Source organism: Amycolatopsis thermoflava N1165 (assembly GCF_000473265.1).
Classification (GTDB): Bacteria; Actinomycetota; Actinomycetes; order Mycobacteriales; family Pseudonocardiaceae; genus Amycolatopsis_E; species Amycolatopsis_E thermoflava.
Window position 1 is genome coordinate 3,847,955 of record NZ_KI421511.1, and the last position, 11,346, is coordinate 3,859,300.

An 11,346-nucleotide genomic window follows, 5' to 3' on the forward strand; every position below is an offset into this window, starting at 1 on the left:
CGTATGTTGTCAACCAGGCATCGCGCGAGCGCGACAGCCACCACAACCGAATACCGCTCATCCAGAGGGGCAGAGGGAACGGCCCGACGAAGCCCCGGCAACCGGCGTCAGCCTGTCATCTCGATTCCGCGAGGTAGCTGACGATCACGGTGCCAATTCCGGCCCGCGTCAGCGGGGCAGATGAGGAAAGGAACCTCGCGATGACTGCAGCCCTCGATTCGACCACCACCCGTCGCACCGTCGACCTCGGTCCGGCCGTGGAACTGGTCTCCAAGGAAGAGGGCCACCGCCAGCCCCTCGCCCCGGAGTTCGTCTCCGCCGAGGACTTCTCGCCGCTGGAGGTCGCCTACGACTTCGGTCGCGTCCGCCGTGAGGACATCGAGGCGGGCCCGCGCAACATCTGGCGCTACAAGCGGCTGCTGCCGGTGCCTTCGAACGTCGAGGAGGTCCCGAACACCGAGCCCGGCTGTACCAGGCTGGTGAAGGCCGACCGGCTCGCCAAGGCTCTCGGTGTGAAGAGCCTGTGGGTCAAGGACGACACCGGCAACCCCACCCACTCGTTCAAGGACCGCGTCGTCGCCGTCGCACTGGCCGCGGCTCGCGAGTTCGGGTTCGACACCCTGGCCTGCCCCTCCACCGGCAACCTGGCCAACGCCGTCGCCGCCGCCGCGGCCCGCGCAGGCTGGCAGTCCGTGGTGCTCATCCCGTCCTCGCTCGAGCGCGCCAAGGTCCTGACCACCGCGGTCTACGACGGCAACCTGATCGCTGTCGACGGCAACTACGACGACGTCAACCGCCTGGCCACCGAGCTGGCCGCCGAGCACGAGAACTGGGCGTTCGTGAACGTCAACGTCCGCCCGTACTACTCCGAGGGCTCGAAGACGCTCGCCTACGAGGTCGCCGAGCAGCTCGGCTGGCGGATCCCCGAGCAGATCGTCGTGCCGATCGCCTCGGGCTCCCAGCTGACCAAGGTGGACAAGGGCTTCCGCGAGTTCGCCAAGCTGGGCCTGGTCGAGGACACCCCGTACAAGGTGTTCGGCGCGCAGGCGGCCGGCTGCTCGCCGGTTTCCGCGGCGTTCCGCAACGGTCACGACGTCGTGCAGCCGGTCAAGCCGGACACCATCGCCCGCTCGCTCGCGATCGGCAACCCGGCCGACGGCCCCTACGTGCTCGACACGGTTCGCCGCACGGGCGGCGCGATCGAGGACGTGACCGACGAAGAGGTCGTCGAGGGCATCCGCCTGCTCGCCCGCACCGAGGGCATCTTCACCGAGACCGCCGGTGGCGTCACCGTCGCAACGGCGAAGAAGCTCATCGAGGCCGGCAAGATCGACCCGGACGCCGAGACCGTCCTGCTCATCACCGGTGACGGCCTGAAGACCCTGGACGCGATCGAGAACGAGGTCGGCCCGAAGGCGACGGTCCCGCCGTCGGCGGCGGCCGTCCACAAGGCTCTGGGTCTCTGACAGCTCCTCCGTCTCCGATCAAGGTGCCACCTCACTTTCCCCGGCGCACAACGGCTGGGCCGGACTGGTCGGGGATCACCGCGGTGTCGCCGTCGGTGTCCGTGCGGGCGATGAGCGCGCCGTCCGCGGTCAGTGTTTCGAGTGTCGTCCGGTTCGGGTGGCCGTAGCGGTTGCCCGGACCGACGCTGACCAGCGCCAGCCGCGCGGACACCGCGGCCAGGAACTGCGGCAGCGAGAACCTGCTGCCGTGGTGTGGCACTTTCAGGATCTCCGCGTGCAGATCCGTTCCGGCGGCCAGCAGGTCGGCCTGTGCGGCGAGTTCGACGTCGCCGGTCAGCAGCACGCTGCCCGCCGTGGTGCGAGCTCGTAGCACGACCGAGCCGTTGTTGATCTGTGTTCCGTCGTCGTCCTCTCCTTCGGACACGTATGTGGGACCCAGCACTTCGAGACTCAGCGCCGGCCACTCGAGCCGTCGCCCCAGGTCGAGTTCGAGCAGCGGAACCCCGTGGCGAGCCGCGATCTGGCCGGCCTGCCGCCACGCCCAGCCGGGTTGCCGCCCTGGCCCGACCGCGATCGCGCCCACCGAGCGCCCCTCGAACACCGAGTCGAGTCCGCCGATGTGGTCGGCGTGCAGGTGGCTCAGCACCACCAGCGGCACCCGCTCGATGCCCAGCCGGTCCAGACAGCGGTCAGCCGGTCCCGGCTCGGGCCCGGCGTCCACCACCACCGCCCGTCCTGGCTCACCGGTCGCGAGCACGAAGCTGTCGCCCTGACCGACGTCACAGGCCACCACCGCCCATCCCGGCGGCGGCCAGCCGGGCGCGATCACCTTGCCCGGGACGACGAGTAGCAGCGCCCCGGCCAGCGTCAACGCCAACAGCACCCGCAAGCGCCGATGGCGCAACGCCAGCACCACGGCGACGGCGACCACCAGCGCGAGAAACCCGCCCCACCAGCCGCTGGGCCACGCCAGCACCGCGCCGGGCACCTCCGACGCCCGCCGCGCCACGACGATCAGCCAGCCCGCCTCCGGTCCGGCCATCCGGACGATCAGCTCCCCGCCGGCGGGCCACGCGGCTGCGACGACGGTCGCGAGCACCCCGAACACGGTCGCCGGCGCGACGACCGGCGCGGCCAGCACGTTCGCCGCCACGCTGACCAGGCTGAGCTGCCCGGCCATCCCGGCCACGACGGGCGCCGTCACGACGAACGCCGCCGCAGGCACCGCCAGCCCTTCGGCGAAGCCCGGCGGAACGCCGCGCCGCTGAAGGCTCTCCGCCCACCGCGGTGCCAGGAGCACCAGCCCGGCGGTCGCGATCACCGACAACGCGAAGCCGAAGCTGACCGCCATCGCCGGGTCCCACGCCACGAGGACGCAGGTCGCGGTGGCCAGTGCGGGCACGACTGATCTTTCCCGCCCCAGCGCCAGCGCCAGCAGGGCAATCCCGCCCATGACTCCGGCCCGCAGGACACTCGGCTCCCCACCCGCCAGAACCACGAACCCGGCCAGGGCCGCCCCGGACAGCGCCGCGGACAACCGTGGCCCTGCCCGCAACAGCCGTAACAGCAGCAGCACCGCGCCGCACACAATCGCGACGTTGGACCCGCTGACCGCCATCAGATGGGTGAGGCCGGCGTCGGTGAACTCGCGGTCGAGCCGTTCGGACAACCCGCTCGTGTCGCCCACGACGAGCCCCGGCACCAGCCCGGCCTGCTCCTCGGGCAGGACCCCGCACGCGTTGCGGAGCGCCTCGCGCATCGACTCCGCGGCGCGCTGCCACCAGGGAGCCTCCGTCGCTGCCACCGGTGGCCCGCGGACGTAGATCGCGGCTACGGTCAGGTCGGCGTCGCGCGGCGGAGCCAGCTCGCCGCTCGCGGTGACCTCCTGCCCCGGGATGATCTCGCTCCACGTCGCGAACGGCGCGAGCAGCGCGACCCGCCCGGTCGAGACCACCGGCTGGGCGCCACGTTCCGCGTGCAGGACATCCGCCGCGATCACGACCGACCTCGGCCCTGCTTGCTGATCGGCGTATCCGGCGGACCGCACCGGTTTCGGGCGTTCCGTCACCAGCACCCGCAGGGTGACCTCAGTGCCGCGCTGCGCGAGGCCGTGGAGCGGGTCGTGCTCCGCCCGGTGCAAGCGGAGGCCGAGCGGACCGGCGAGCAGGAGACCGGCCACGAGCAGCGCCGCCGCGCCCGCCCACCAGCGCGACCGAGCCGGACGTAGCTTGATCAGCAGCCCCACGGACACCAGCACCGCCGCAGCGCCGCACGCGAGGGCCAGCCACCACGTCCACACCAGTCCGAGCAGAGCTCCGAGCCACAACGACAACGCGGCCGGCACCAGGCGGAAGTCGTGCCGCACAACAGGTTCCGCGATCACGACACCGTCACCTGCTCTCGCAGCCGGGACAGTCGAGTCTCGCCGATGCCCTCCACCTCACGCAGCTGATCGATCGACCGGAACGACCCGTGCTTCGCGCGCCAGTCGATGATGCGCTGGGCGGTGACCTCGCCGATTCCCGGCAGGGCGTCAAGTTGCTCGGCGCTGGCCGTGTTCAGGTCGACGAGCGCGGGGGCGCCGCCGCTCTCGGCCGGTTGCTGCGCGCCGGCAGGCGGCGGGATGCCGACGTAGATCTGCTCGCCGTCGGCCAGCTTGCGCGCGAGGTTCAGCGCCGTCACGTCGGTGCCCTCGATCGCGCCGCCCGCGGCGCGGAGAGCGTCCGCCACCCGTGCGCCGCCGGGGACCGTGACCAGCCCTGGGTTCCGAACCTTGCCGACCACGCTGATCACCAGCGAACTGTCGGCCACCCGGCTCGCCGACGCGGTGACCGGTGCGGGCCGTTCCGGCGCCGCGGGCAGCACCGGCGCGCGTTCGACGGGCGGGCTGCCACCGAGGAGCACGATCGACGTCCCGACGAGCACCAGGACGCCAACCAGGGCCAGGAGCACCGTGGTCAGGCGCCGCCGCTGGGGGCTGCCGGTGAGCGACTCGGGGACCCATCGCTCGACCAGCCGTCCGACGGCGCCCGGCGGCCCGGTGTCCCGGTCAGCCGCGAGGGCCTGACCGGCGAGCTGCTCGAGCCGGCGGTTGACAGGGATGCCCGGCGATTCCGGGGCTGATCGTTCGAACACGCATTCGACGCTAGGGGGCGCGGGAAGGAGGGAGAAGTGGGAATCGGGGAGGCTGTGGACAAGTAGGGGTCTGTGGACAAGTGGCGCGTTCTGCCGCGGTGCCACGGTTTTCTGTCGATGCCGTGTGGCAACGTGGAGGGTTTCGACGCCGCGGTCGAAAGCGATTGCGGAAGAACGGTTCGTGAGCCCCCGCAGGAAGCTCAGCGGCTTCCCGGCCCGCCGGGATTCCGTTGCACCACAACGCCGACCACACCGGGCCCGGTGTGTGCGCCGATCACGGCACCCAGTTCCGACACCACGCAACCGTCGACGACGGTCAGCCGCTCCTCGATGCGGTTCGCCAGTTCCACCGCCCGCCGCGGCGAGGCGAGGTGGTGCACGGCGACCTCGACCGGCTCCCCGCGCGCGGCCTCCTCGGCGAGCTCGACCAGCCGCGCGGTGGCGCGGTTCATCGTGCGCACCTTCTCCAGCGGCTGGATCCGGCCGTCGTCCAGGTGCAGCACCGGTTTCATGGCCAGCGCGGTGCCCAGCAGCGCCGCCGCCGCGCCGATCCGGCCACCCCGCCGCAGGTACTCCAGCGTCTCGACCACGAACAGGGTCTCCGAACAGCGCACGGCCGCCGTCGCGGCCGCTTCCACCTGGGCCGCCGACGCGCCGGCCGACGCCGCGCGCGCCGCGTGCAACGCCGCGAACCCCAGTCCCATCGCGGTTCCCCGCGAGTCGACGACCCGCACCAGGTCCGGCCCGACCTCCTGCGCGGCCAGCACCGCGGACTCCCAGGTCCCGGAGATCTCGCTGGACAGGTGGATCGACACGACCGAGTCCGCGCCCGCCTCCAGCGCTTCGCGGAAGGCCTTGGCGAACTCGCCAGGTGTCGGCCGCGACGTGGTCACGATCCGGCGCTGCCCCAGCGCCTCGGCGAGCGCCGCCGCCCCCACCTCGACACCGTCGAGCGCGGCGACCCCGTCGATGAGCACGTGCAGCGGGACGACGCGCAGGGCGTGGCGCTCGGCGAAGCCCTCGGGCAGATGGGCGGTGGAATCCGTGATGACGGCAACCGGCACGACGGTCAGCCTACGTGCCGGCGGGCGATTCGCCGGGGGCCAGGAGCGGACCGATCAACGCGGCCATCGCCTTGCCCACGAGCGCGTGCCCCTCCCAGCCCCAGTGCATCCCGTCCGGGTTGCCGCGGCCGCTCAGGACGTGCTCCCCCACGACCTCCGCCAGGTTGAGCAAGGGCACGTCCACCCGCAGCGACCAGGCGGCGATCGCGGCCGCCGTCTCCTCCCGGCCGGTGTGCACGTTGCCGTAGGACGACGCGCGATGGACGCTGGGCAGGACGGCCACGATCGGCAGCTCCGGCCGCAGGATGCGCAGCGCGTAGACCGCCCGGTCCAGGTAGTGCACGGTCAGCTTCGCGGGCAGGACCCGCGGGCGGCCACGCATCGCGACCGCCAGCCGGGGCTGGGCGGCCAGGTACGCCTTGCGGACGGCGCGGCGGAGCCCGGACGGCCGGAGGTAACGCAGCCCGCCGCGCAGGTAGGTCGGGAGCGGCGACGGCAGCGTGTCCATGCTTCCCACGGCCAGCACCACGACGTCGGCGTGCTTCAGATCGGCCCACACCCGCGGGTCGCCGATCATCGCCCACCACGCGTCGCGCGCCGTCCAGCCCGCGGACGCCACGAGCTCCGCGCTACCGCCGAGCGCCGAGGCGGCGATGTTCGGCCACAGTCGCGGCTCGTCGGCCGCGCAGGGGCTTTCCGGGCCCTGGAAACTCAGCGAGTCCCCGAAGACCAGCAGACTCGGCATCTCAGCCGAGCATTCCGGCGTTGTAGGCGTGCAGCCGCCAGTGACCGTCGCGCAGGCCCAGCTCGACCCAGTGGCAGTTGCCGATCCCGCCGAGCTGCGGCCACGCCGCGACGGGCAGGGCCAGCAACTTGCCGGTGAGCGCCGTGATCAGGCCGCCGTGCGCGGCCAGCAGCACGGTATCACCCGGGTCGTCACTGGCCAGCAGGTCGCTGACGACCTCGGAGGCGCGCTCGGCGACCTCGACCCGGGACTCGCCGCCCGGGGGCGCCCAGGTGGCGTCCACGCGCCAGATGGCGCGGTCGCCGGGCCAGCCCTCGTCGACCTCGGCGCCGGTCAGCCCCTGCCACTCGCCGAGGTGGGTCTCCCGCAGGCGCTTGTCGATGCGCAACGGCACCCCGATCGCCTCGGTGAGCACCGTCGCGGTGTCCATGGCCCGGTGCAGGTCGGACGAGATGACCAGGTCGGGCTGGAAGCGGGCGAGCGCGGGCGCGGCGAAGCGGGCCTGGTTCCAGCCCACCTCGGTGAGCGCCGAGTCCAGGTGGCCCTGCATGCGGCCGGCGGCGTTGTAGTCGGTCTCCCCGTGACGCCACAGCACGAGGCGCCGGAAACTCACGAGGCGTCCCCGGCGTCGACGGCCTCGGCGAGCCCGTCGACCTCGATGCGGGGGCAGTCCTTCCACAGCCGCTCGATGCCGTAGAACGAGCGCTCCTCGTCGTGCTGCACGTGGACCACGACGTCGACGAAGTCGAGCAGGACCCAGCGGCCCTCGCGCGCGCCTTCGCGGCGGACCGGCTTGTGCCCGGCCTCCCGCAGCTTCTCCTCGACGTTGTCGACGATGGCCCCCACCTGGCGCTCGTTGGGCGCCGAGGCGATGACGAACACGTCGGTGATGACGAGCTGCTCGGAGACGTCCAGCACCACCACGTCGGTGGCCTTCTTGTCCGCGGCGGCGTACGCCGCCACGGTCGCGATGTCACGTGCCTGGGACGTCGCTGCCACTCCTGTGCTCCCTCATCCTGAGACCGTCGGTCCACCGAGGGTACCTGCCGCCGTCCGCGGCCCCGGCGGCGTGTCAGGCAGGCTTGCGGTACAGCCCGCGCTTGTCGATGTACCGGACGACGCCGTCGGGCACCAGGTACCAGATCGGTTCGCCGTGCTCGACGCGTTCGCGGCAGCCGGTCGAGGAGATGGCCATGGCGGTCACCTCGACCAGGCTCACCTTGCCGCTGGGCAGGTGGTGGTCGTTGAGCTTGTACCCGGGCCTGGTGACGCCGATGAAGTGCGCGAGGGTGAACAGCTCGTCGGCGTTGTGCCAGGTCAGGATCTGCTCCAGCGCGTCGGCGCCGGTGATGAAGAAGAGTTCGTCCTCGGGGTACTCCGCCTTGAGGTCACGCAGGGTGTCGACGGTGTAGGTCTCGCCGCCACGGTCGATGTCCACCCGGCTCACGGAGAAGACCGGGTTGGAGGCGGTGGCGATGACGGTCATGAGGTACCGGTCCTCGGCCCTGGTGACCTGCCTGCCGGACTTCTGCCACGGCTGGCCGGTCGGCACGAAGATCACTTCGTCGAGGTCGAACCGGGACTGCACCTCACTGGCCGCGACAAGGTGGCCGTGGTGGACGGGGTCGAACGTGCCGCCCATGACCCCGATTCGGCGTGGTGACATGAACGGATCGTAGAAGCGCGAGTGCGCGGGTACTGCCCCGCTCCCCGGTAACAGCACCCGCGCGCCTCGCTCCGCCGGCGGTTCGAGGGGAACCTCCGGAGGCGCCGGCGAACCCGCAAGTGAACCCCGACAACTAGGAGACTCGGCCGTTCGGGCGTCCTGATGCGGACATTCGCTGTGTCTTGCGTCACATTACTCGACGACTGGTCCACTCGTGCGGTACTCGGCTCGGTTTCGTCGCAGCCTTCGGGTAGACGTTGACCCGTGGACCTTCACCTCCTGCGCGAACGCGCCGAAACGCTGCTCCGGGCACTGGCCGGAGACGGCGCGACCCTGCGCGACGACCAGTGGACAGCCATCGAGGCCCTGGTCGCCCACCACCGGCGCGCTCTCGTCGTGCAGCGCACTGGCTGGGGCAAGTCGGCCGTGTACTTCCTGGCCACGGCCCTGCTCCGCGAGCGGGGGGCGGGTCCGACGGTCATCATCTCCCCGCTGCTGGCGCTGATGCGCAACCAGATCGCAGCGGCCGGGCGGGCAGGCATCCACGCGGCGACGATGAACTCGGCCAACCAGCAGGAGTGGGACGACGTGCAGGCGCGCATCGCCGCCGGCGAGATCGACGTGCTGCTGGTGAGCCCGGAGCGGCTGAACAACCCCGACTTCCGCGACACGGTATTACCGAAACTGACCACCACGGCCGGCCTGCTCGTCGTCGACGAGGCCCACTGCATCTCCGACTGGGGTCACGACTTCCGGCCGGACTACCGCCGCCTGCGCACGCTGCTCGCGGGGCTGCCCGAGGATGTGCCCGTGCTGGCGACCACGGCCACCGCCAACGACCGGGTGGTCACCGACGTCGCCGAACAGCTCGGGCTCGGTCAGGGCGGAGACACGCTGGTGCTGCGCGGTCCGCTCGACCGGGAGAGCCTGCACCTGTCGGTCGCGAAGCTGCCCACCCCGCAGGCGCGGCTGGCGTGGCTGGCGGACCGGCTCGGCGAGCTGCCGGGTTGCGGGATCATCTACACGCTCACCGTCGCCGCGGCGCACGATATCGCGGAGATGTTGCGCGAGCGCGGGTTCCCGGTCACGGCGTACACGGGCAAGACCGAGCCGGCCGATCGCGAGGCGGCCGAGGACGACCTGCTGGCCAACCGGGTCAAGGCGCTCGTGGCGACGTCCGCGCTGGGCATGGGGTTCGACAAGCCCGACCTCGGTTTTGTCGTCCACGTCGGGGCGCCGTCCTCGCCGATCGCTTACTACCAGCAGGTCGGCCGTGCCGGCCGTGGCGTGCGGCGGGCCGAGGTGATCCTCCTGCCGGGCGCGGAGGACGCCGAGATCTGGCGGTACTTCTCCTCGCTCGCGTTCCCGGACGAGCAGCGCGTCAACCAGGTGCTGAACGCGCTCGCCTACGCCGACCGGCCACTGTCGACGGTGGCGCTGGAGCCGATGGTCGAACTGTCCAGGTCCCGGCTGGAGATGGTGCTGAAGGTGCTCGACGTGGACGGCGCGGTGCGGCGCGTCAAAGGCGGATGGGAGGCGACGGGGCAGGACTGGCAGTACGAACGCGAACGGTACGAGCGCGTCGCCGAGGCGCGGCGGGCGGAACAGCAGGCGATGCTGGAGTACCAGGCCACCACTTCGTGCCGGATGGAGTTCCTGCGTCGCCAGCTCGACGACCCGTTCGCCGAACCGTGCGGCCGGTGCGACAACTGCACGGGTGAGCATCGGGACGTCACCGTTTCGGCGGAGGCGGTGGAAAAGACCGACGAGCGGCTCCGGCGGCCGGGGGTCGAGGTGAGCCCGCGTCGCCAGTGGCCGACGGGTATGGCTTCGCTCGACGTGCCGCTGTCCGGGCGGATCGGGAAGGGTGAGCTGGCCGAGCCGGGACGCACGCTTGGACGGCTGACGGACGTCGGGTGGGGCGGGCCGTTGCGCGAGCTGGTCGGCGAGCGGGCCGCCGACGGCGAGGTGCCGGACCGCATTTTCCAGGCGTGCGTCCAGGTTCTGGCGTCCTGGCGGTGGGACCAGCGGCCGGAGGCAGTGGTGGCGATGCCCTCCGCGACCCGACCGCGCCTGGTGCACGACCTGGCGACCCGGCTGGCGCAGATCGGGCGGCTGCGCTTCCTGGGCGCATTGGAGAGCCGGGGCGGGCGTCCACGCCGGGCGAACAGCGCACAGCGGGTCGCGGACCTGTGGCAAACGCTTGCGGTGCCGGGTGCGCTGGTCGCGGAGTTGTCCGGTGTGGAGGGTCCGGTGTTGCTCGTGGACGATCTCGTGGACACCGGCTGGAGCATGACGCTGGCCGCCCGGCTCCTGCGTCAGGGCGGGGCGCCTGCAGTGCTGCCTTTCGCACTGGCGAGCACGAACTGAAGGGAGGGACTTGACAGGGAATTCTTGATCGCGACGCCCAGCCTTGGAGAGCACGGCGGCGCAACGCTTTGGCCACCAGCGTGCGCCGGAGAGATGTGATGGCAGGTCAGTCCGGCACGGCACCTCGCTCAGCGACAGCCTCGCCAGCCGGCCACATTGGCCAGGGCCGACCAGGACGGCGCGGCGCGCGGCGGCGGGCCTGATCGGCGCCGATCAAGACAGCGCCCTGGTGGCACTGAGGCCACGCCTGGCGGCACGGCAGGCCCATCGGTATCGCAGCAGGCGCAGCCCTCCCTGCTAGTCGGGCGGCACGGCTAGCCACGCACCCCGCCAGCCGGAGCGGCACAGCTCGCCACCCACCACCCGGGGCGGCACAGCTGACCGCGCGGCCAGCTCCGGGCCGGGCAAGCCCCGCTGCCCCGGGCAGCAGGCCTCGGCTTGGCGCCTGGCGGGCGACGTGGCACGGCAGCGCTGCGACTCTCCAGGCTGGGCACGCCCGACTGGCCGGACAGCACGCGTCACCCAGCGGCACCATCGGGCAGGCGGCACGGCTCGCCCGGCAGCACTGCGGGCCGGATAGGCTGCAGGCCAAGCGGCAAAGCTCGCCCCCGGCCTCGCGCGCCGAGCGGCCCGCGGGGCAAGCGGCGAGACTCGCCCTGGCAGGGCCCGGGCCGCTGAGGCGGCAAGGTTCGCCCGGCAGCACTGCGGGCCGGACAGGCTGCGGGGCCACTGGGCGGCACTGCCGGCCAAGCGGCGCCCCGACCGGCGGGCTGGGCGGCGCCCCGACGGGCGCGTCACGGCCCGAACGGCGGGCCAGGCGGCGCACCGATGGCGGCCGCGTCACGGCCCCGACGGCGGGCCGCGGTGGGCCGGGTCACGCCCCGACGACGGGCCAGCTGC

9 protein-coding genes and 1 riboswitch are annotated in these 11,346 nt (G+C 72.3%); of the genes, 2 read left to right on the forward strand and 7 right to left on the reverse strand.

Annotated elements, in window-relative coordinates:
- Nucleotides 1-54 precede the first annotated feature (54 nt).
- Nucleotides 55-187, forward strand: a riboswitch (SAM riboswitch).
- A gap of 13 nt (nucleotides 188-200) precedes the next feature.
- Nucleotides 201-1,466, forward strand: coding sequence for a threonine synthase (gene thrC, locus AMYTH_RS0118980; protein WP_027931650.1), 1,266 nt, complete (start codon nucleotides 201-203; stop codon nucleotides 1,464-1,466).
- A 31-nt stretch (nucleotides 1,467-1,497) separates the two neighbouring features.
- Here thrC and AMYTH_RS0118985 read toward each other — a convergent pair whose 3' ends face one another.
- The 7 genes from AMYTH_RS0118985 to nadD all read right to left on the reverse strand — a co-directional run bounded on the left by AMYTH_RS0118985 (nucleotide 1,498) and on the right by nadD (nucleotide 8,076).
- Complete coding sequence (locus tag AMYTH_RS0118985; RefSeq protein WP_027931651.1) at nucleotides 1,498-3,849, reverse strand: ComEC/Rec2 family competence protein; 2,352 nt, start codon at nucleotides 3,847-3,849, stop codon at nucleotides 1,498-1,500.
- Nucleotides 3,846-4,601 carry a ComEA family DNA-binding protein gene (locus AMYTH_RS0118990; RefSeq protein ID WP_027931652.1) on the reverse strand — a complete coding sequence of 252 codons (756 nt, stop codon included), beginning with the start codon at nucleotides 4,599-4,601 and terminating at the stop codon, nucleotides 3,846-3,848. The genes AMYTH_RS0118985 and AMYTH_RS0118990 overlap by 4 nt, the downstream gene beginning before the upstream one ends.
- Nucleotides 4,602-4,801: 200 nt before the next feature.
- Nucleotides 4,802-5,665, reverse strand: coding sequence for a DegV family protein (locus AMYTH_RS0118995; protein WP_027931653.1), 864 nt, complete (start codon nucleotides 5,663-5,665; stop codon nucleotides 4,802-4,804).
- A gap of 10 nt (nucleotides 5,666-5,675) precedes the next feature.
- Nucleotides 5,676-6,410, reverse strand: coding sequence for a diglucosylglycerate octanoyltransferase (gene octT / locus AMYTH_RS0119000; protein WP_027931654.1), 735 nt, complete (start codon nucleotides 6,408-6,410; stop codon nucleotides 5,676-5,678).
- A 1-nt stretch (nucleotide 6,411) separates the two neighbouring features.
- The gene (locus AMYTH_RS0119005) at nucleotides 6,412-7,023 is read right to left on the reverse strand and encodes a histidine phosphatase family protein (RefSeq protein WP_027931655.1); all 612 of its coding nucleotides are present in this window, start codon (nucleotides 7,021-7,023) and stop codon (nucleotides 6,412-6,414) included.
- Nucleotides 7,020-7,409, reverse strand: a complete 390-nt coding sequence (gene rsfS / locus AMYTH_RS0119010) for a ribosome silencing factor (protein ID WP_027931656.1) — start codon at nucleotides 7,407-7,409, stop codon at nucleotides 7,020-7,022. Before rsfS ends, AMYTH_RS0119005 begins: the two co-directional genes overlap by 4 nt.
- Before the next feature lie 73 nt (nucleotides 7,410-7,482).
- Entirely contained in the window at nucleotides 7,483-8,076 is a 594-nt protein-coding gene (nadD, locus tag AMYTH_RS0119015; protein ID WP_081617688.1) for a nicotinate-nucleotide adenylyltransferase, read from the reverse strand.
- Nucleotides 8,077-8,340: 264 nt separating this feature from the next.
- On the opposite strand from nadD, the gene AMYTH_RS0119020 reads away from it, so the two are divergent.
- Nucleotides 8,341-10,446, forward strand: a complete 2,106-nt coding sequence (locus tag AMYTH_RS0119020) for a RecQ family ATP-dependent DNA helicase (RefSeq protein WP_027931657.1) — start codon at nucleotides 8,341-8,343, stop codon at nucleotides 10,444-10,446.
- Nucleotides 10,447-11,346: the final 900 nt, after the last annotated feature.